Source organism: Neorhizobium galegae, from assembly GCF_017877135.1.
Lineage (GTDB): Bacteria > Pseudomonadota > Alphaproteobacteria > Rhizobiales > Rhizobiaceae > Neorhizobium > Neorhizobium galegae_A.
The window spans coordinates 535297-554791 of sequence record NZ_JAGIPH010000001.1 but is presented as its reverse complement, the minus strand read 5'-3'; the positions used below and the strand labels follow the sequence as shown (position 1 = coordinate 554791).

The following is a 19495-nucleotide window of genomic DNA, read 5'->3' as shown; positions in this document are numbered from 1 at the left end:
GTCTTGACCAAAAATCAGGGGGTCCTGACACGTTTCGATGGCGTTGCCGCCGGCTTCTGGCTGTCGATGCGATCCCGCTCGAGGCGCGCCTGGCGCAACCGCGCCGTCTTGTCCTCGCGGGACTTCGCAAGCGAGGTCTGTTCGTCCACGGCATCAGCCTTGGCAAGGATCTGCGTTTGCGTGGCGCCAAAGGCGATTTCGGCCCGCTGGCGGGATTTGCTGTATGTTTGTGTCATCATGGTCCTTTCCCGGGAAGGGCCGGCGAAGGCGCGCGGCCGAAGTATCCAGGAGGAGGGCCGGGCCTTTGCGGCCGCGGCAATAAAAAAGGCCAGGCAATGATTTGCCTGACCTCGCTTGGTACCCGTGCTTTCAACAGTGCCAGTACATCCGTGGTCAAGGGAAAGCAGATACCGAATTAGGCAGCCTGGAGATTGCAGGCCGACATCTTGCCCGACTTGTTGTCGCGCTCCAGTTCGTAAGACACCTTCTGGCCTTCGACGATTTCGCGCATTCCGGCGCGTTCGACAGCCGAGATGTGAACGAAGGCGTCAGCGCCGCCGTTGTCAGGCTGAATGAAGCCGAAGCCCTTGGTGGAATTGAACCATTTAACTGTGCCCGTGGTCATGATGAACCCTTTCAAAGCATGCGTGAGGAACCACAGGACAGAAAGCCCCGCGGACGGTGATAGCGATTGTTTTGAAAGGAAAGGTTCGTTCAGGGCGCGGTGCCAATCGCGCAGTAACCAAAGCTCAGCAAGCAAAATATCGATGACCCATAACTAAGGGCTTGAGGTGCCGATGTCAAATTTTTATTTTGCTATTTTCGAAAATGCCGGATGAGGCGGCCGTCGGTCCATCGCCTGAAGGCGGGCAAGCCGCAGCCGGTCACGCCCCGGTCAGCGCCGCGCCGGCCGCTCGGGAAAGGGCGCACCGGCCATCGGAGCGTCCTGCAGGGTGACGGCAAGGCCAAGGGTTTTTGCCGTGCGCGGGTCAAGTGCGGCAAGGCTTTCGTCGGGCGCGCGCCGGGCATCCTCCTGCGTCGCAAAGGCGATGGCGTCCGGTGGCAGGCCAAGGCGGGAAAGATACTGACGGGTGCGGGCGATGCCGCGTTCGCTGCGCACGACCTGACCGTCGGCTTGCAGGCGGTAGGATCGGTGAAAGACGATCAGCGATGTGGTGGACAGGATGCGCGGTGCGCCGGCGAGCCACACAAGCGCGCAGGCCGAGGCACATAGGCGAGAGGGGGCAACGCTGGTGGCAAACCGCTTGCCCGCAATCAGCCTGCCGATCGCAAGTGCCGGTTCCAGCTCGCCGCCCGGGCTCTCGAGCCTCACCGTTGCTGCCCGGTAGCGGCCGGCAACGGCGGCAAAGCGTTTGTCGTCGCCGGATTCGATTGCGCCGCGAAGGCTGATCAGGGCAAAGTTCGGGGCAATCTCCTGCGCCGACACCTCGGCGGACCATGCCGTAGATGTGAGGCCGGGGAGGGGGACCAGAGCGGTCAGGGCGAGAGTGGCCAGAGCAAGGCCGAGGCGGCGGCCCTTCTGGGCTGCCTGTCCGAGGGTCGGGCGTGAGGCGGAGCGCCCGGCGGCGACAGGCTCCGGCGTCAAGCCTTGGTCCTCTTCTGCCGCAGCACCTGCCGCGCAGTCTTGCCGGATGCATAGAGGACTACACACCATCTCCACCTCTGCAGGGCGTTTTTTGGGCGCGATTGCGGCCGTTTCGCCTGGAGCCAGCATCGGCGGCTTCCGGGCTTTTTCGTGGCCGCCGGCCGGCCGGTTTTTGAACCGGCCTCCGGCGGCGCAAGGTCTCGCGCCGCCGGAAGCCGTCCAAGACTTACTGTGCGGTCAGAAGTTCGGTGCAGTAGCTCGGGCCGTTGGCGCCGGGGCGGTCGGCCAGCACCCGGATCGCGCGGATGCGGTAGTCCTTGTCGGTGACGATCTGGGCGCTGCAGCTGACGCTGATCGACTGGCCTTCCTTCGTCTTGATGCGCTGGAAACCGCCGCGCCAGCTATAGGTCGTCTCGCCACCTTCCGTCGTGTCGCTGTAGGGCGGCGCGAATCGGGCAAAGAAGGCGCCGGCCGACTGGCCTTTCCAGCGCGTCTCGATCGGCGAGGGTGGCGTCGGCGTGGTGGCGCAGCCGGTCAGCACGCCGGCAAGCGTTGCAAGCGCGATCAAGCGGTAGTTCATGTCCTGGAAACCCTTCTCATCTCGTAAGACGGCGCTCATAATGCCGTCGGCAGCGCATCGACGCGGCAGGGCAGGGCGCAAGGGATGCCGGCGCCCGGCCGTCGCGCCGGATCAGGCGCACTAGCAGATTTGAGGCGGGCTTGCCGAGGGGGCGACGGGCGCTCGCGGAAAATAAACTGCAGGTTCTGCATTTTTATTGGGCGCTGGCGCATTTTTGTCGCGCTGGTTGACATTTCCGCCCGGCGGATGGCCGTATCACACTGAGGCAATCGCCGGCTGTGGCTGTGTCGAAATGACTGCTATGTAAGGCTCTTATTGTTGCGTCGTGGAACCTTTGCGGCTATATTTCATTTCTGTGACGGCGTCGTGTGGAGGCGTGCCGTTGCGGAGGAGGATAAATCATGATGCTGAAACTTTACCACTCCCCCTATGTTCTCTCGCTCAACATCTCGATTCTGATGTGGGCGGTGATCATATGGTCCCTGTACCGTTTGGTCTTTTGACCGCGGTGCATGCCTGACAGTGAATGCCAAGTTTCCGTGATGCAGACTGTGTCAATACTCGTGAATGGCGAACATTCTTGACCGATACAAGTGCATCACGGATACGTAATTGTAAAATTACATATTAATATTCACGTTGTTGTCAACAGGATTACTGAGGGTCCTGTTTTTTTCTTCCAGCTTAGCGTTGCGTATTGCCGGCTTCCGGAGATACTGGTTGCAATCACCTATGGTTGCGATGATGGCCCGGTAGGCAACGCATGTTCGATAGACTTTGTTCACTGGCGCCCGAGCGGCCTTCATCTTCCGCCGTGAGTGCGCGTTGCCATGCGGGTGGGATCGCTCGCTTCCCGCGAATCGGTCGCTCCTGCAGCAACGGGAGTGTGCGGTGAGGCGGGGACGCAGCGAGCGCACGACATTGATGGATGTGGCGGTTCGGGCCGGGGTGAGCGCCATCACCGTCTCGCGGGTTCTGCGGGAACCGCAAAAGGTCTCCCCCAGCCTTCGCCAGCGGATTCTGGATCTCATCGAGGACATGGGCTATGTGCCCGATCAGGCGGCGCGGGCGCTGGCCAGCCGCCACAATTCCACCTTTGGCGTCCTCGTCCCCTCGCTGACCAGCCGTGCCTTCCTCAATTTCATGCAAGGCGTCGAGGAGCGGGTGCGCGATAGCACGTTCCGCATCCAGTATGCCAATACCCACAATTCCGTGGAGGAGGAAAAGCGGCAGGTGCGTCTCCTGATGTCGCAGAACACCGCCGGCATCGTGCTCGGCGGTCTTGAGGGCCTCGAGGAAGTCAGCGACTTGATCCGCCGTGCCAACTGCCCGGTCATCCAGGTGGTGGATGTCGGCATCGAGACGGCAGCCACGGCGATTGCCGTCGATCACGCCGCCGCTGCCGAAGCGGCGACCCGGCATCTGCTGGCCTGCGGCTACCGCGCCATCGCGCTTCTCGGGGTCGCGCCGGATGTGCGCGGAGGCCGTCGCACGCAAGGCTATGCCCGCGTCCTGCAGCAGGCCGGCCTCTATGACCCCGACCTCATTCACACGGAAAATGCCGCGACATCCACGCAAATGGGCTGCCGCCTGCTGCGCCGGGCCCTGAAGGCGCGCCCGGATATCGATGCCGTCTTCTGCCAGAACGACGACCTGGCGCTCGGCGTGCTGTTTGAGGCGCAGCGTCTGGGCAGGCGCGTGCCGGACGATTTTGGCATCTGCGGCTACAACGATCTCGACTTTGCCACCGTGATGAACCCGCCGCTCACCACCGTGCGGCTTCCGCTCTTCGAAATGGGATACCGCGCCGGCGACCTTCTGATCCGCAGCGCCGACGGCCGCACCATGGAACGCCAGACAATCAGGCTCGGCTTCGAACTGATCAAGCGTCGCACCACCCGCCGCCCTGCCGGGTAAAGGCACGCGACCGGCCGCTTGAATTTTTCTGTTGGAAGCAAAAAACCGGCCGAAGCACTGCTGCGGCCGGTTTCAGACTGCTGGCAAACCTTCCTCACTTCAAGATTTGGTGTGAGGGGTGGCCGCGAAGGCCCTTCGCCCCGTCTTGACGGGGAGAAGGTCGCGGCAGCGGGATGAGGGGCACATTCTCGTTCTTGGTCAACGGCTTGGAGCCCCTCACCCCAGCCCTCTCCCCGCATGCGGGGAGAGGGGGAAGAAGCGTCGATGATGCCGCTCCGGGCCAGGTCTCTGACTTTGTCACCGGTCTGAGCAGGCCGAAGCACTGTCTCGGCCGGCTTGATCATTCGGTGGCAGACCCTATTCGATCTCGTCCAGAATGTCGGCGGCGCGGGCGGCGCTTACGCGGCGGATGTCGACGTCGTCGCGGCGGGCCGAAAAGGCCTCGCTTGCCATCAGTTCGTCGGCGAGATCGGCCGGAAGCGACAGCAGCACGCGCTCGCCTTCGCGGTGAATGCCGCCGAGATCGGCGCGCTTGGCCGTCACCATGCCGCCGGCCACCGTGTTGTTGGTGTCCGGATCGATGATGATGAAGGCGCCGGTCGCCCGGTTCTGCTCGTAGGGGTCGAAGACGGCCACTTCGTCAAAACTCAGATGCACCTTGCCGATGGCGTTCATCGCGAGCGTTTCGTGATGCGGCTTCCACTTGCCCGAGGAAAGCTCCAGCTGCGAGACCGGCGTGATGGTGACGCGCTGGCGCCGCGCGCCGCTCTTCAGCCAGTAGCGCTTGGCAGGCTCGATGCCGCCCGGCTGCAGCGCCACCAGATGCGCATCGAAATTGAGGCCGGTCATCGGCTGGCCGTCCATGGAAACGATCATGTCGCCGCGCGACACGTCCACCTGGCGGTCGAGCACCAGCGTGATAGCATCGCCCGCCACGGCTGCATTGCGCACGAGGTCGAAGGTGACGATGCGGCTGACGTTCGCCACCATGCCCGATGGCAGGATGGTGACGCTGTCGCCGGGCTTCACCGAGCCGCCGGCAACCGTGCCCTGGTACCCGCGAAAACTTTCACCCGGGCGCGAGACGCGCTGCACGGGCAGGCGGAACGCTCCGGCCTGCGCCGAGCGCGTGGTGGCAAGCTCCAGCGTTTCGACGAGCGTCGGGCCGTCGTACCAGGGCATGGCGGCGCGTCCGTCATAGACGACGTTTTCGCCCTTCAGGGCCGACATCGGAATGGCGGTCACGTGGCGCACGCCGAGCGACAGCGCCAGCTCCTTGAAATCATGGCTGATCTTCTCGAAGATCGCCTTGTCGTAGGAGACGAGGTCGATCTTGTTGACGGCAAGCACGAACTGCTTGATGCCCATCAGCGAGGCGATGGTGGCATGGCGGCGGGTCTGTTCGAGAAGGCCGGCGCGTGCATCGACCAGCAGAATGGCCAGATCCGCCGTCGAGGCGCCGGTTGCCATGTTGCGGGTATACTGTTCGTGGCCGGGCGTATCCGCCACGATGAAGGAACGGCGGTCGGTCGCAAAATAGCGATAGGCGACATCGATGGTGATGCCCTGTTCGCGCTCGGCCTGAAGGCCGTCGAGCAGGAGGGCGAAATCGGGCAGGCCGAGATCGTTCTGGCTGCCGCTGTCGCGCTTCAGCGTGGCCGCCTGGTCTTCCTTCACCGCCTTGGTGTCCCACAGCAGGCGGCCGATCAGCGTCGACTTGCCGTCGTCGACGGAGCCGCAGGTGATGAGGCGCAGCGGGCGGCTGTCGCGCACGGCCTTCAGAGGTTCGACGAAGGGTACGACATTGCTGGCGGAAAGCGGCGCGGTTGCGGATTTCGGGGCTGTCATCAGAAATATCCTTCGCGCTTCTTCTTTTCCATCGAGCCGGACTGGTCACGGTCGATGGCGCGGCCCTGCCGTTCGGAGACGGTTGCGATTTCGAGTTCCGCGATGACGGCGTCGAGCGTCGTTGCCGTCGAACGGATAGCGCCGGTGAGCGGGAAGCAGCCGAGCGTGCGGAAGCGGATCATGCCGTGCTGCACGGTCTCGCCGGGCAGAAGTTCTAGGCGCGGGTCTTCGGCCAGGATCATCATGCCGTCGCGTTCCACGTAAGGGCGTTCGGCGGCGTAATAGAGCGGCACCAGCGGAATGTTTTCCGCCTGGATGTAGCGCCAGATATCCACTTCCGTCCAGTTGGACAGCGGGAAGGCGCGCACGCTTTCGCCCTTGCGGATCATGCCGTTATAGATGTTCCACAGTTCCGGGCGCTGGTTGCGCGGGTCCCAGCGATGCTCGGGCGTGCGGAAGGAATAGATGCGCTCCTTGGCGCGGCTTGCCTCCTCGTCGCGGCGCGCGCCGCCGAAGGCTGCGTCATAACCGCCGGCATCGAGCGCCTGGCGCAGCGCCTCGGTCTTCATGATGTCGGTATAGAGCGCCGAGCCGTGGGTAAACGGGGTCACACCCTCGCTTTTGCCGCGCGGATTGGTGTGGGTGACGAGGTCGAGATCGTATTTTTCCGCCATCAGATCGCGGAAGGCGATCATCTCGGCAAATTTCCAGCCGGTATCGATGTGCAGGAGCGGGAAGGGCACGCGACCGGGAAAGAAGGCTTTTCGCGCCAGGTGCAGGAGGACGGAGGAATCCTTGCCGATGGAATAGAGCATGACCGGCTTGTCGAATTCCGCAGCCACTTCGCGAAAGATGTGGATCGCTTCGTTTTCAAGTGCCTTGAGGTGCGGATCGAGCGGCGGCTTGGCAATCTGGTCCTTGGAATGCGGATCGTATTCGGATGTATGGATATGCATCTTTGCTTTCCTTAAGAGCTTTCGCCCCCATGTCGTGTTCAGTGAAGCCCCTCCGCTGCGCCGGCCTCGTGTCGCCCGGGACAAGATCCCGGCGGGAGGGGGAGGGAAGGACAGTAAAATCTGGCCTCGTCAGGCGGGTGTCGGGATTTTTGAGGCGGCGGGCTCAGCTACATGCAGGCCGCATTCGCGCTTTTCGTCGTTTTCCCACCACCATCGGCCGGCGCGTTCGCTTTCGCCGGGCTTGATGGCGCGCGTACAGGGCTCGCAACCGATGGAGGGATAGCCGCGGGCGTGCAGAGGGTTGACCGGAATGTCGAGTGCTGCCACATGCGCCTTGATGGCCTCGAGCGACCAGTCGGCCAGCGGGTTGATCTTGATGAGGCCGCGCTCGGCGTCATACTCGGCAAAGGGCGTGGTCGCCCGGTTGCCGGACTGGCCGCGACGAAGGCCGGTGATCCAGATCTCGGCGCCAGCCAGAGCCTTGGCAAGCGGCTTCAGCTTGCGCACGTGACAGCAGGCATGACGGGCCTCGACGCTGTCGTAAAAGCCGTTGAGGCCGTATTGCGCGGCAAAGCCGTCGACATCGGCCTCATCGGGATGAAAGCGTTTTATCGCAAGGCCGTAGCGCTCCTCGGTCTCGCCGATCAGCGCCACCGTCTCGGAAAACAGACGGCCCGTTTCCAGCGTCGAGACCGCGATCGGCAGCTGGTGCGTGCCGATCTCTGCCGTAATCACCTGGTCCTCGATGCCGAGAGAGGTGGTAAACACCGCCCGCCCCAGGCTTGCGGCGAGCGACAGCCGGCCGGCCAGGGAAAGGGCTGCGAGTTGTGCATCGAGTGAGGCGATATCCGGCAATGTCTGATGCAAGGTCATGAGGTCAAATCCGCTGTGTTGCCTGACCTTATGCCATGGGGCGGCCGGCGCGGACAGAAACAGGGATTTCATGCATACGTGCGCGAGAGCAAATATCTCTAGAAAACGCCGCTTGGCGAGAAAACTTCGGGCGCGGCACCCAAAAGCCCGCATCCCTTAGATTTGAGGGGCTTGATCCGTTTGTATTTCCGGCGGATTTGGGTTAGTGCGAAGTCGCGGTTCAAATGCGTGTCCGGCAGCAGCCCGGCGGTGCAGGACGGGCCGTCCGCATGCCTCTCCACACCCTGCCGACAGTCCCTCCGCCGATGCCGTCGCCGGAGTTTTCTTGAGGTTAGGTGCATGTCGATCTCGCTGATGGAATTTTGATGATTTCGCAGAAAGCCAAATATGCCCTACGGGCGCTGACGGCCCTGGCGCAAGCCGATACCGAACGGCCGTTGATGATTTCAGAGATCGCCACGCAGCAGGCCATTCCGAAAAAATTCCTCGAGCAGATCCTGCTGGAGTTGAAGCGCAACGGCATCGTCGACAGCCGGCGCGGCAAGCAGGGCGGCTATCTGCTGCTGAAGCCGGCCGGCGACATCACGTTCGGCGAAATCCTGCGGCTGATCGACGGGCCGATCGCGCCCTTGCCCTGCCTGTCTCAGACGGCCTATCGCCGCTGCGAGGATTGCGATGGCGAACATCTCTGCGAAATCCGCCACGTCTTTGCCCGGGTCGCGACGGCCAGCCGTGACGTGCTGTTTTCCACCACCATCGCCGATGCGCTGGGCGGCGTCGAAGAGGCCAGGGCGACGGAGCTGATGAGCGCCTGAACGGACATTTTGCGGAAAAATCTTCTGCGAAAACGGGCAAAACCCGCCGGCTGGCCGGATAGACTTTGCACTCCCGCTTCGTTTCGCGAATATATCTTCCGTGATCGGCAGATCACCCACGGCATTCTTTGCCGCGTTCACGGACGGGGGGAAACAGTTTTGCCTTCTTCCGGCCCCCGATTGACCAAGTCGACCACTCCGGTAGACATTACCGTCACGTCAACCGGAGGTTCCACATGCGCAATTTCATCCAAGGACTGGGCGTCTTGGCCCTTGGCGTTTCGCTGATCGCAGGTGCTGCCGCACCGGCCTTTGCCGCCACCACGCTGCTCAACGTGTCCTACGACCCGACCCGCGAGTTCTACAAGGAATTCAACGCTGCCTTTGCCGCCGACTGGAAGACGAAGACGGGCGAGACCGTCACCATCCAGCAGTCGCATGGCGGTTCCGGCGCGCAGGCGCGCTCTGTCATCGATGGTCTTGATGCCGATGTCGTAACACTTGGCGTGGAAAGCGACATCGACGCCATCGCCTCGAAGACCAAGAAGATTCCGGCCGATTGGCGCAAGCGCCTGCCGAATGCTTCGGCTCCCTACACATCCACGATCGTCTTCCTCGTGCGCAAGGGCAACCCCAAGGGCATCAAGGACTGGTCGGACCTGGTCAAGGATGGCGTGCAGATCATCACGCCGAACCCGAAGACCTCTGCCGGTGGCCGCTGGAACTATCTGGCCGCATGGCTCTGGGCTGCCAAGCAGTACAATAATGACGATGCCAGGATTAAGACCTATATCGGCGACATCTACAAGCACTCCCCGGTTCTCGATACCGGTGCGCGGGGCTCCACGGTCACCTTCGCGCAGCGCCAGTTGGGTGACGTTCTGCTTGCCTGGGAAAACGAGGCCTATCTCGCCAAACAGGAATTCGGCGATGGCGATTTCGAGATCGTCGTACCGAAGCTTTCGATCCTGGCCGAGCCGCCGGTCTCGCTGGTCGATGGCAATGCCGACGCCAAGGGCACGCGCAAGGTCGCGGAAGCCTATCTGAACTACCTCTACTCTGCCGAAGGCCAGACCTTGGCTGCCAAGTGGTTCTATCGCCCCTCCAAGCCGGAGCTGGTGAAGGCTGGTGCGGCCGCCCTGCCCAAGGTTGATCTTGTGTCGATCGACGATCCGCTGTTCGGCGGCTGGAAGACGGCGCAGGCCAAGCATTTCGACGATGGCGGCGTCTTCGACCAGCTGTACAAGCCGGGCAAGTAATCCTTCCAAACGCCTCCCATGGCAGAACGCGAGAAGCCCCGGTGTCAAGCCGGGTCTTGTCGCATGTGTAAAGACGGGCAATATGGGGGCTGCGGCCCCCGATCCATGACGACAGGTAGATTGATGAAAAGCTGGCGCCAGCCGAGCATCCTTCCAGGCTTTGGTCTGACGCTGGGATACACCATATTATATCTGACGCTGATCATCCTGGTTCCCCTGGCAGCCCTGGTCTGGCGTTCCACCGGGATCGGATGGGATGCTTTCTGGGCGCTTGCCTTCGATCAGCGCACGCTTCTGGCGCTGCGCGTCAGTTTCGGGGCGGCCCTCATTGCCGCTGCCATCAATGTCATCTTCGGTGTCGTTGTCGCCTGGGTTCTGGTGCGTTACCAGTTTCCGGGCCGTCGTCTCCTTGATGCCATCATCGATCTGCCGTTTGCGCTTCCAACCGCCGTCGCCGGCATTTCTCTTGCGGCGCTCTATGCGCCCAAGGGCTGGATCGGGCAAATCTTCGCGCCGCTCGGCATCAGGATCGCTTTCACGCCGCTCGGCATCGTGATCGCGCTGATCTTCGTCGGTCTGCCCTTCGTGGTGCGCACGGTGCAGCCGGTCATGGCGGAACTGGACCGCGAGATGGAAGAGGCCGCGGCCACGCTGGGTGCCAGCCGCCTGCAGACCCTGACGAGAATTGTGCTGCCGACGCTGGTGCCGGCCATTCTGACCGGCTTCGCGCTCGCCTTCGCGCGGGCCGTGGGGGAATACGGCTCCGTCATCTTCATTGCCGGCAATGTGCCTTACGTGTCGGAAATCGCGCCGCTCCTGATCGTCATCCGGCTGGAAGAATTCAATTATGCGGGCGCCACCTCGATTGCCTGCATCATGCTGATCATTTCATTTGTCATGCTGCTGATCATCAACATGCTGCAAATGTGGAGCCGCAGGAGGTACTCGAATGTCTAAGGTCGCCTCCCGCTATCGCGATCCGGCCAGCGAAACGCTGTCCTGGCGCCTGATCCTCATCCTGCTTGCGGTCGCCTTTCTCGGCATTGTCGTTGTCCTGCCGCTGGTGACCGTGTTCTACGAGGCCTTCCGCAAGGGAACGGGCGCCTTCATCGCGGCCTTTGACGAGCCGGATGCCATTGCGGCCATCCGGCTGACGCTGACGGTTGCGGCGATTGCCGTGCCGCTCAACCTCGTCTTCGGCGTGGCCGCCGCCTGGGCAATCGCCAAGTTCGAATTTCGCGGCAAGACTTTTCTGGTCACGCTAATCGACCTGCCGTTTTCCATCTCGCCGGTCATCTCCGGTCTGGTCTATGTGCTGCTGTTCGGCGCGCAAAGCTATCTCGGGCCGATCCTGAAATCGCAGGGCATCCAGATCATTTTCGCGCTGCCGGGCATGGTGCTCGCCACCATCTTCGTCACCTTTCCCTTCATCGCGCGCGAATTGATCCCGCTGATGCAGGAGCAGGGCACCGGCGATGAGGAGGCGGCGCTGTCGCTGGGCGCCAGCGGCTGGCAGACTTTCTGGTACGTGACGCTGCCGAACGTGAAATGGGGCCTGCTCTACGGCGTGCTGCTTTGCAATGCGCGCGCCATGGGCGAGTTCGGCGCCGTGTCCGTGGTCTCCGGCCATGTGCGCGGCCTGACCGAGACCATGCCGTTGCACATCGAGATCCTTTACAACGAGTACAACTTCGCGGCCGCGTTTGCGATTGCGACCCTGCTTGCACTGCTCGCCCTCGTGACGCTTGCGCTGAAGACCGTTCTGGAACTGCGCTATGGCGACGAGATCGCGGCTGGCCGGAAACACTGAGGATTTTTGAAGACGATGGACGTTAAAATCAAGAATATCCGCAAGGAATTCGCGCGCTTTCCGGCCCTGCATGACCTGTCGCTCGACATCGCCTCCGGTGAACTGATCGCGCTGCTGGGGCCCTCCGGTTCGGGCAAGACCACGTTGCTGCGGCTCATCGCCGGCCTGGAACAGCCCACCGAAGGCCAGATCTTCTTCGGCAACGAGGACGCGTCGCTGAAAAGCGTGCAGATGCGCAATATCGGTTTCGTCTTCCAGCACTATGCGCTCTTCCGCCATATGACGGTCGCTGAAAACATCGCCTTCGGTCTCAAGGTGCGCCCATCCGCCACCCGTCCGCCAAAGGCCGAGATCCGCAAACGCGTCGCCGATCTTCTCGACATGGTGCAGTTGTCCGGGCTGGAAAAGCGCTATCCGAACCAGCTCTCCGGCGGCCAGAGGCAGCGCGTGGCCCTCGCGCGTGCCATGGCGATCGAGCCGAGCGTGCTTTTGCTGGATGAACCCTTTGGCGCGCTGGATGCCAAGGTGCGCAAGGAACTGCGCCGCTGGCTGCGCGAGTTTCATGACCGCACCGGCCACACCACCGTCTTCGTGACCCATGACCAGGAAGAGGCGCTGGAGCTTGCCGACCGCGTCGTCGTCATGAGCCAGGGCAAGATCGAACAGGTGGGAACTGCCGACGATGTCTATGACCGGCCGGGCTCACCCTTCGTCTTCTCCTTCATCGGATCCTCGTCGGAACTGCCGGTGACGCTGAAGCAGGGTGCCGTTCATTTCAACGATCGTCCGATCGGCATCGCGGATCAGGGAGAGGGGCGCGCGCGCCTGTTCTTCCGCCCGCAGGATGTGGTGCTGACCGATGGCGCGGAGGCGCTGTCGGGCAAGGTCACCGCCTGCCGCCGCCTTGCCGGCACGCGCATTGCCGAGATCGACATCGCCCATGGTGCGGGAAGTTCGGACAAGGCCCATCACGTCGAAATCGAGGTGCCGCTCGATGCACCGGTGACGCTGGGCGGCGATCTGTCCTTCCGCCCGACCCGCTGGCGCCTGTTTCTCGAAAGCTGATCTGCGGGCCGCCGGTCTTGTGCGTGTCTCGCGCCCGGTTTGGCGGGGTGCCGCACGGCGTCCAAGCGTGCAGCGCAGTATAAGATGTTCAAGATCGACGGTGGTCAGATATTGACTGTCTTTAACGATGTCTTATGCCTATAGCGCCTGGTGACGGTCTGTCTGCGCGTGTTCTGCCACAGCATTGTCGCGGGCCAAGACTTGGGGGAATGGCGCAGTACCAGTGACGCGGCGTATGGGGACCATGCTGGCGGCCGGCTTTCACGCATTTGAAACCTTGGCGCTTACGCCTTGGTTTACGTCTGCGTGCGATAAGCTTGAGACCATGCAGGACCTTTATGGCCACTGCCGGACTTGACGCTTTGACGGGCCAGACATGGATATGCTTTCGACAGATCCTGACGAGATAATGCTGCTGGATGACATGCACGACCCGCAGGCGCCTGGGCGGCAACCGGGCTTTGCGCGTGGCCGTCCGTTTCGCGCGCCATCCGGACCGCCGAGCCAAGTGTTGCGCATGGTCGCGGGTCTGCTGGCTTTCGCCGCCCTGCTGCTGCGTGTGCGGCCCGGCCGCCCCACCTTCGGCTTTGCCTGTCTTCTGGCCTTTACCGCAAGCGTCTTGGGCGACCTCTTTCTGGATGAGGGCGTGCTTGCCCTGCCGCTCAATCTTTCCGAGACGCTGCCGGATGGCACCGGTCCGACGCTGTCGCTGACGCTTCTTGCCGGCGCCTGGGCGGGACGGCGCCTCCTGCGCCCGGCGCCGGAGCCAAAACGCGGCCCCGCGCCCGAGGATCTGGCGCGCGCCGCCGAAATCGTCGCCGGCCAACCCAACGCCAGCGCCGGCCTCGTGCGGCTCGGTGACAAACATGTGCTGTTTTCCGATAGCCGCGAGACCTTCATCATGTATGCCTGCCATGGCCGCTCATGGGTCGCGCTGTTTGATCCGGTCGGGCCACGGTCCGAATGGCCGGCGCTTGTGATGAAATTCATGGACGCCGCCCGTGCCGATGGCTGCCGGCCGGTCTTCTACCAGGTCTCGCCGGAATTTTTGCCCTCGGCCGTCGATGCAAGGCTCAAGCCCTACAAGCTCGGCGAACAGGCGGTGGTGGATCTCACGCGCTTCGACCTCAAGGGTGGCGCCTGGCTGAAGCTGCGCCGCTCGATCAACCGCGCCGAACGCGACGGCCTGGAATTCGCCTTTCTGCAGCCGTGCGAGGTGCCGGCGGTGCTGGACGAGCTTCTGTCGGTCTCGCGCCAGTGGCTGGCGGCCCACAAGGCCGGCGAAAAGGGCTTTTCGCTCGGCACCTTCCAGCCGGCCTATGTGGCGGCAAGTCCGGTGGCTGTGGTGCGCATCGAAGGCCGGATCGTCGCCTTCGCCAATATCCTCACCGCCAATAACGGCCGCGAAGCCTTCATCGACCTGATGCGCCATGTGCCCGGCACCCATCGCGGCATGATGGACCTTCTCTTCGTGCGCACCATGGAGCGCCTGAAGGCCAATGGCTTTTCGACGATGAACCTCGGCATGGCGCCGCTTGCCGGCCTCAGCGACCACCAGGCCGCCCCCTTGTGGAACCATATCGGCCGCCGCATCTTTCGCCACGGCGAGCGCTTCTACAATTTCCAGGGCGTGCTGTCGTTCAAGTCGAAATTCGATCCCGCCTGGCAGCCGCGCTATCTCGCCGTGGGCGGCGACGTGCCGATCGCCTCGCTCTACGACGTCACCATGCTGATCGGCGGCGGGTTGAAAAACATGCTTCGGCGGTGAGGTAATTTTAGGGTGGGACGGTTGCTGCTGCCGTTGCCGTTGCGGCTGGGGTTACCCCCCTCTGGCCTGCCGGCCATCTCCCCCACACGGGGGGAGATTATCGTGCGGCCGATGTCTGCGTCCCTTATGAGCGTTTGCGGCAATTGATGAGGCGGCTTTGGAATTCTGCGCCGGCTTCAGGCAGATCTCCCCCGGTATGAGGGAGATGCCCGGCAGGGCAGAGGGGGTGAAACCCCAGCCGCTACGCTACCCCCCCCCCGTCACACCAAAAAGATCGAGATGATCGGAAAGGCCGTGAGCAGGATGATGCGCAACAGGTCGGCGGTGACGAAGGGGACGATACCCCGATAGGTGTCACGCACCGGCACCTCCCGCGACATTGCCGAGATGATGAAGAGATTGAGCCCGACAGGCGGTGTGATCATGCCGATCTCGGCCACCATCAGCACGAGGATCCCGAACCAGATGGCGAAATGTTCCGGCGAGAGGCCAAAATCCATCGCGGTCACGATCGGGAAGAAGATCGGGATGGTGAGAACGATCATCGACAGCGAATCCATGATGCAGCCGAAGATGATGTAGAGAACGAGGATGAGGATCAGCACCGTCATCGGCGCAAAGCCCTGCGCGGTCACCCATTCGGCGCCCACCTGCGGCAGGCGCGAGAAGGCGAGGAACGAGTTGAACACCGAGGCGCCGAGCACGATGAAGAAGATCATGCCGGTGGAGACGGCGGTTTCCTTGAAGCAGGCAAGAAGCGAGGCGCGGTCGAGCCCGCCGTTTTTCCAGGCAACGAGCCCGGCGCTGGCGGCGCCGACCGCTGCGGCCTGCGTCGGCGTGAACCAGCCGAGATAGATGCCGCCGACGACGAGGAAGAAGATGGCGGCGACCGGCCAGACGGCGATCACGGCCGGCAGCCGTTCAGACCATGGCACGCGCGGCGCCTGGCCGGCGCTTTCCGGCTTCAGGCGCACATAGATGGCGATCACGACGAGATAGGAGATCGCAGCAATGATGCCGGGCACGAAGGCGGCCAGAAACAGTTTTGCGATGTTCTGCTCGGCCAGGATCGCATAGATGACGAGCACGACCGAGGGCGGAATGAGGATGCCGAGCGTGCCGCCGGCGGCAAGCGTTGCCGTGGCAAGGCCGCCAGCATAGCCATGGCGGCGCAGTTCCGGCAGGGCGACCTGCGCCATCGTGGCGGCCGTTGCCAGCGACGAGCCGCAGATCGAGCCGAAGCCGGCGCTTGCACCGACGGCCGCCATGGCAACGCCGCCCTTGCGGTGGCCGACAAAGGCCGCAGCGGCATTGAACAAGGCCTGGCTCATGCCGCCGCGCGCGGCAAACTGGCCCATCAGCAAAAACAGCGGAATGATCGACAGCGAGTAATTGGCATTCGTCGCCCAGCTGATCGATTTCAGCTGCGACAGGATCGGCACCCATTTGCCGAGCACGATATAGGTGCCGACAATGCCGGTGCCGAGCATGGCGGCCCCGATCGGAACGCGCAGGAAAATCAGGAGAATAAGAACCGGAAACGACCAGAGCCCGATTTCGATACTGCTCATCAATGGGCTCCCATGGAGACGGTGATGGCTCGGCCCTGGCGGATGTCGCGCAGGTCGGCCACAAGAACGAAAAGACAAATGAGGACATTGGCGACGAGCAGAACCATGGCGATGGCAAGCCCCCACCAGACCGGCAGCAGCAGCAGCGGCGTGGTTTCGCCATTGCCGAACTTGTCCATGAGGCCGATGCCGTGGCGCCAGGTGAGAAGCGCAAACAGAATGGCGATGATGATGTCACCGGCAAGCTGCGTGAAGTTCATCGCCCGGGTGCCGAAGGGAGCGATCATCAGGTCGACGCCGACATGGCCGCGCTTCAGCTGGCAATAGGGCAGGAAAGCAAAGACGGCGAGGCCGCAAAAGGCTTCCACCAGCTCGATCTCGCCGGGAATGGGCCGGATGGTGAGCGAACCCAGAATGGAAAAGCCGGTGAGCGCACAGGCGATGACGAGGCAGACCCCGCCGAAACCGACGAGCACGCCCGCCAGGCGGTGGGCCGCGCGCTCCAGGGCGGCGAAGGAAGAGGAAGTTTCGGTTGCCATGGGAGACATCCTTGATTGTCGAAACTTGAGTGTGTCGAAACGTGAGTGTCGAAAAAGATCGGTCCGCACACGGCTGTCCAGGCGCGGGGTGGCGCCTGGACAGGGCAGAGGGCGGATTTACTTCGAGTGGGCGGCAATCATCGAGATTGCGTCCTTGTAAAGCGCGGTGCCATTGAGGCCCTTGCCATCCATTTCCGCCACCCATTTCTGGGTCACCTTGTCGCCGATGGCCTTCCAGCGGGCGGTTTCGGCCTCGTCCAGCACATAGGTCTTGTTGCCGGCCTTGTCGGCCAGTTCCTTGCCGCGCACGTCGCCGGCATCCATGGCGGCGCCGAACTTGGCGGCGAGCGCTGCACCGGAATTGTCGTCCAGCACCTTTTTCAGATCCGCCGGCAGCGCGTCATAGCTGTCCTTGTTCATGGCAAAGACGAAGGCGGCCGTGTAAAGCCCGGTCTTGCCGGAAAAGCCCGTATGGTTGGGCGCAAGTTCGGCAATCTTGATCGACGGCGTCACTTCCCAGGGAACGACCGTGCCGTCGATGACGCTCTTCGACAGCGATTCCGGAACCGTCGTCACCGGCATGCCGACGGCAGAGGCGCCCATGGCTTCCAGCATCTGGTTGACCACCTTGGAAGTGCCGCGCAGTTTCAGCCCGTTCATGTCGGACAGGGACTTGATCGGCTTGGCGGCAATCGTGTGCAGAAGGCCCGGCCCATGGGTGTGGACGGCCAGAACGTGAAAGTCCTTGAACTCGTCCTTCAGGTGCTTTTCGTAGTAATCGTTGAAGGCAAGCGAGGTGGCCTCGCCGGTCGTCACCATGAAGGGCAGCTCAAAGGCTTCAGATTTGGGGAAGCGGCCCGGCGTATAACCGATCAGCGTCCAGCCGAGATCCACCACGCCGTCCTTGACCTGGTCGACGATTTCACCGGGCTTGCCGCCCAGCTGCATGGCCGGATAGATTTCCACCTGCAGGCGGCCGCCGCTGTCGGCCTTGATCTTTTCCGCCCACGGTGTCAGCACCTTGGAGGGAATGGTCGCCTGCGGCGGCAGGAAATGGTGCAGTTTCAGCACCACGTCAGCGGCAAAGGCCGCGTAGGATGTCAGGGAAACGGCGGCACCGGCTAGCCCGGCCAACAGAAACTTGCGCAACATGATCTCCTCCAATCGCGCTGAATGTCAGGGGAGATCTGCTGCTGTTCCATCCTGCCGGCGGCTTCCGGTGCCTCGATGGGCCCCGTGCCATGTCCCGAACCGGACGGACCCCTCCACGGTCGCATCCTTCCCCCATGCTGGTTATGCTTACAGAAGCAAACCGGCCGCGCAAATAAAAACAATCACGCAATACATAACGATATGGATATGTATTACCGGTCGAACCGGGCGATGGCCGGCCACTGTCGTCACGGAAGGGCGCGCTGCTCGTTGCGCTGGGCGCGCAGGGCCTGAGCCAGAAACGCCCGCGACAGGCCGTGATAGAGCGGTTCCGGGCTGATGATGCGGGACGTCACGTAACCAAGCATCGAGGCAGCCATGATCGGGATGACGGCCTGATGGTTGCCGGTCATTTCGATGATGATGACGAAGGCGGTCATCGGTGCCTGCACGACGCCGGCAAAATAGCCCGCCATGCCGAGAATGGCGCCGAGCGCGATATTGCCGCCGATGAGGCCGGCCAGCGTTCCCCCGAGGCTGACGCCGACCGTCAGCGACGGGGCAAAGATGCCGCCGGGAATGCCGGAGGCCATGGAGAGGAAGGTGGAGGCGAATTTTTCGAGGAAGAGCAAGGGATCGGGCGCCTCGCCGTTCAGGATGGCGCGCGATTGTTCATAGCCGGTTCCAAAGGTCTGGCCGTGCGAAAAAATGCCGATGACGGCGACGACCAGCCCGCAGACGGACGCCAGCATCACCGTCTTCTTCAGCGGGTTCGGCTGCACGAAACGGCGCACGCGGCGCGCAACGGAAAGTGCGCCGGCGCTGAAGCAGGCGCCCAGCCCGCCGCCCGCCAGCCCGCAGACGAGCACCAGCAGCCAGTCGCGCGTGCCCGAGGCGGCAACGGAGGTTTCGCCAAAATAGGTGTAGCTGCCGACAAGGCCGAGCGCTGCAAGGCCGGACAGGATAACGGCGGCCAGCACCAGCCCGTTGGCGCGGGATTCGAAACTGCGGCTCATTTCCTCGATGGCAAAGACGATGCCGGCAAGCGGCGTGTTGAAGGCCGCAGCGATACCGGCCGCCGAACCGGCAAGGATGAGCCCCTTCGCCTGCGCCATGCCGCCGATGCGACCGCTTGCCAGCATGATTGCCGCGCCTACCTGCACGGTCGGCCCCTCGCGCCCGATGGAAGCACCGCAGAACAGTCCGACAATCGTGAGGATGACCTTGCCGACGGCAAGCTTCAGCGACAACAGGGCACCGCGGGCCGTATCATGGCTCAGGTGCCGCGCCGCAATCGCCTGCGGAATGCCGCTGCCCTGCGCATTGGGAAACCAGGAGAGCGCCATGAAGGCACTGAGCGCAAACCCCGCCGGCGTCAGAAGAAGCGGCAGGAGGAAGGCGTAAGGCCCGGCCGAGGTCAGCGCCTTGAACAGATGCTGCGCCTGATCGGCGGCCATGGCAAAGCCGACACTTACCACCCCGATCGCCACCGCCCCGATCCAGAATACGATGCGCGGCTTCCACACCCGCCATGACCCGCGCATGACGCGCGACCGGCGAAACATTCTGGACTTGCGATAGGAAAGGGGCATGGCAGGCTCGGGGCTTATTTTCGGAAAGGCAGGCCCCTTTAACGCCTCCGATGCAGGGGGATGCAAGCCTTATCCCGCAGCGATGCGGCTTATATGACGGATCTTAAAGGCAGATTTGCCCTTTTCAAAGGGAAATAGCCTCCG

Annotated in this window: 18 protein-coding genes; 7 read left to right on the top strand and 11 right to left on the bottom strand. The window is 62.9% G+C overall.

From position 1 onward, the window contains the following. Positions 1–14: 14 nt before the first annotated feature. The 4 genes from J2858_RS02845 to J2858_RS02830 all read right to left on the bottom strand — a co-directional run bounded on the left by J2858_RS02845 (position 15) and on the right by J2858_RS02830 (position 2186). Positions 15–236: a hypothetical protein gene (locus J2858_RS02845; protein ID WP_210104108.1), complete on the bottom strand. Its 222-nt coding sequence runs from the start codon at positions 234–236 to the stop codon at positions 15–17. Between the two features lie 179 nt (positions 237–415). Further along, positions 416–625 carry a cold-shock protein gene (locus J2858_RS02840; protein WP_210103223.1) on the bottom strand — a complete coding sequence of 70 codons (210 nt, stop codon included), beginning with the start codon at positions 623–625 and terminating at the stop codon, positions 416–418. A 270-nt stretch (positions 626–895) separates the two neighbouring features. After that, positions 896–1606, bottom strand: coding sequence for a hypothetical protein (locus J2858_RS02835; RefSeq protein ID WP_210103222.1), 711 nt, complete (start codon positions 1604–1606; stop codon positions 896–898). A 226-nt stretch (positions 1607–1832) separates the two neighbouring features. Beyond that, positions 1833–2186, bottom strand: coding sequence for a hypothetical protein (locus J2858_RS02830; RefSeq protein WP_210103221.1), 354 nt, complete (start codon positions 2184–2186; stop codon positions 1833–1835). 891 nt (positions 2187–3077) lie between these two features. On the opposite strand from J2858_RS02830, the gene J2858_RS02825 reads away from it, so the two are divergent. After that, complete coding sequence (locus J2858_RS02825; RefSeq protein WP_348635437.1) at positions 3078–4103, top strand: LacI family DNA-binding transcriptional regulator; 1026 nt, start codon at positions 3078–3080, stop codon at positions 4101–4103. A gap of 357 nt (positions 4104–4460) precedes the next feature. On the opposite strand, the gene cysN is transcribed toward J2858_RS02825, so the two are convergent. The 3 genes from cysN to J2858_RS02810 all read right to left on the bottom strand — a co-directional run bounded on the left by cysN (position 4461) and on the right by J2858_RS02810 (position 7780). Next, positions 4461–5951: a sulfate adenylyltransferase subunit CysN gene (gene cysN, locus J2858_RS02820; protein WP_210103220.1), complete on the bottom strand. Its 1491-nt coding sequence runs from the start codon at positions 5949–5951 to the stop codon at positions 4461–4463. Further along, positions 5951–6907 carry a sulfate adenylyltransferase subunit CysD gene (gene cysD, locus J2858_RS02815; RefSeq protein ID WP_210103219.1) on the bottom strand — a complete coding sequence of 319 codons (957 nt, stop codon included), beginning with the start codon at positions 6905–6907 and terminating at the stop codon, positions 5951–5953. Before cysD ends, cysN begins: the two co-directional genes overlap by 1 nt. A gap of 129 nt (positions 6908–7036) precedes the next feature. After that, positions 7037–7780, bottom strand: a complete 744-nt coding sequence (locus tag J2858_RS02810; RefSeq protein ID WP_210103218.1) for a phosphoadenylyl-sulfate reductase — start codon at positions 7778–7780, stop codon at positions 7037–7039. A 365-nt stretch (positions 7781–8145) separates the two neighbouring features. On the opposite strand from J2858_RS02810, the gene J2858_RS02805 reads away from it, so the two are divergent. From J2858_RS02805 to J2858_RS02780, 6 genes are all read left to right on the top strand, one after another. Further along, positions 8146–8595: an RrF2 family transcriptional regulator gene (locus J2858_RS02805; protein WP_210103217.1), complete on the top strand. Its 450-nt coding sequence runs from the start codon at positions 8146–8148 to the stop codon at positions 8593–8595. 236 nt (positions 8596–8831) lie between these two features. Further along, a complete protein-coding gene (locus J2858_RS02800; RefSeq protein ID WP_210103216.1) occupies positions 8832–9854 on the top strand; it encodes a sulfate ABC transporter substrate-binding protein in 1023 nt (340 codons plus the stop codon). A 105-nt stretch (positions 9855–9959) separates the two neighbouring features. Beyond that, positions 9960–10811, top strand: coding sequence for a sulfate ABC transporter permease subunit CysT (gene cysT / locus J2858_RS02795; RefSeq protein ID WP_432443235.1), 852 nt, complete (start codon positions 9960–9962; stop codon positions 10809–10811). Next, positions 10804–11664, top strand: a complete 861-nt coding sequence (cysW, locus tag J2858_RS02790; RefSeq protein WP_210103214.1) for a sulfate ABC transporter permease subunit CysW — start codon at positions 10804–10806, stop codon at positions 11662–11664. The genes cysT and cysW overlap by 8 nt, the downstream gene beginning before the upstream one ends. A gap of 15 nt (positions 11665–11679) precedes the next feature. Beyond that, complete coding sequence (locus J2858_RS02785; protein ID WP_210103213.1) at positions 11680–12729, top strand: sulfate/molybdate ABC transporter ATP-binding protein; 1050 nt, start codon at positions 11680–11682, stop codon at positions 12727–12729. A 376-nt stretch (positions 12730–13105) separates the two neighbouring features. Beyond that, complete coding sequence (locus tag J2858_RS02780; RefSeq protein WP_245365524.1) at positions 13106–14497, top strand: GNAT family N-acetyltransferase; 1392 nt, start codon at positions 13106–13108, stop codon at positions 14495–14497. A gap of 260 nt (positions 14498–14757) precedes the next feature. On the opposite strand, the gene J2858_RS02775 is transcribed toward J2858_RS02780, so the two are convergent. From J2858_RS02775 to J2858_RS02760, 4 genes are all read right to left on the bottom strand, one after another. Then, a complete protein-coding gene (locus tag J2858_RS02775) occupies positions 14758–16068 on the bottom strand; it encodes a TRAP transporter large permease (protein WP_210103212.1) in 1311 nt (436 codons plus the stop codon). After that, a complete protein-coding gene (locus J2858_RS02770) occupies positions 16068–16607 on the bottom strand; it encodes a TRAP transporter small permease (protein ID WP_210103211.1) in 540 nt (179 codons plus the stop codon). The genes J2858_RS02775 and J2858_RS02770 overlap by 1 nt, the downstream gene beginning before the upstream one ends. A 117-nt stretch (positions 16608–16724) precedes the next feature. Beyond that, the gene (locus J2858_RS02765) at positions 16725–17759 is read right to left on the bottom strand and encodes a TRAP transporter substrate-binding protein (RefSeq protein ID WP_210103210.1); all 1035 of its coding nucleotides are present in this window, start codon (positions 17757–17759) and stop codon (positions 16725–16727) included. Between the two features lie 248 nt (positions 17760–18007). Next, positions 18008–19351 carry a chloride channel protein gene (locus tag J2858_RS02760; protein WP_210103209.1) on the bottom strand — a complete coding sequence of 448 codons (1344 nt, stop codon included), beginning with the start codon at positions 19349–19351 and terminating at the stop codon, positions 18008–18010. Positions 19352–19495: the final 144 nt, after the last annotated feature.

Coding starts and splice junctions, on each gene's coding strand:
- J2858_RS02845 (WP_210104108.1), bottom strand. CDS start 236: ATGACACAAACATACAGCAAATCCCGCCAGCGGGCCGAAATCGCCTTT.
- J2858_RS02840 (WP_210103223.1), bottom strand. CDS start 625: ATGACCACGGGCACAGTTAAATGGTTCAATTCCACCAAGGGCTTCGGC.
- J2858_RS02830 (WP_210103221.1), bottom strand. CDS start 2,186: ATGAACTACCGCTTGATCGCGCTTGCAACGCTTGCCGGCGTGCTGACC.
- cysN (WP_210103220.1), bottom strand. CDS start 5,951: ATGACAGCCCCGAAATCCGCAACCGCGCCGCTTTCCGCCAGCAATGTC.
- cysD (WP_210103219.1), bottom strand. CDS start 6,907: ATGCATATCCATACATCCGAATACGATCCGCATTCCAAGGACCAGATT.
- J2858_RS02810 (WP_210103218.1), bottom strand. CDS start 7,780: ATGACCTTGCATCAGACATTGCCGGATATCGCCTCACTCGATGCACAA.
- J2858_RS02805 (WP_210103217.1), top strand. CDS start 8,146: ATGATTTCGCAGAAAGCCAAATATGCCCTACGGGCGCTGACGGCCCTG.
- J2858_RS02800 (WP_210103216.1), top strand. CDS start 8,832: ATGCGCAATTTCATCCAAGGACTGGGCGTCTTGGCCCTTGGCGTTTCG.
- cysT (WP_432443235.1), top strand. CDS start 9,960: ATGACGACAGGTAGATTGATGAAAAGCTGGCGCCAGCCGAGCATCCTT.
- cysW (WP_210103214.1), top strand. CDS start 10,804: ATGTCTAAGGTCGCCTCCCGCTATCGCGATCCGGCCAGCGAAACGCTG.
- J2858_RS02785 (WP_210103213.1), top strand. CDS start 11,680: ATGGACGTTAAAATCAAGAATATCCGCAAGGAATTCGCGCGCTTTCCG.
- J2858_RS02780 (WP_245365524.1), top strand. CDS start 13,106: ATGGATATGCTTTCGACAGATCCTGACGAGATAATGCTGCTGGATGAC.
- J2858_RS02775 (WP_210103212.1), bottom strand. CDS start 16,068: ATGAGCAGTATCGAAATCGGGCTCTGGTCGTTTCCGGTTCTTATTCTC.
- J2858_RS02770 (WP_210103211.1), bottom strand. CDS start 16,607: ATGGCAACCGAAACTTCCTCTTCCTTCGCCGCCCTGGAGCGCGCGGCC.
- J2858_RS02765 (WP_210103210.1), bottom strand. CDS start 17,759: ATGTTGCGCAAGTTTCTGTTGGCCGGGCTAGCCGGTGCCGCCGTTTCC.
- J2858_RS02760 (WP_210103209.1), bottom strand. CDS start 19,351: ATGCCCCTTTCCTATCGCAAGTCCAGAATGTTTCGCCGGTCGCGCGTC.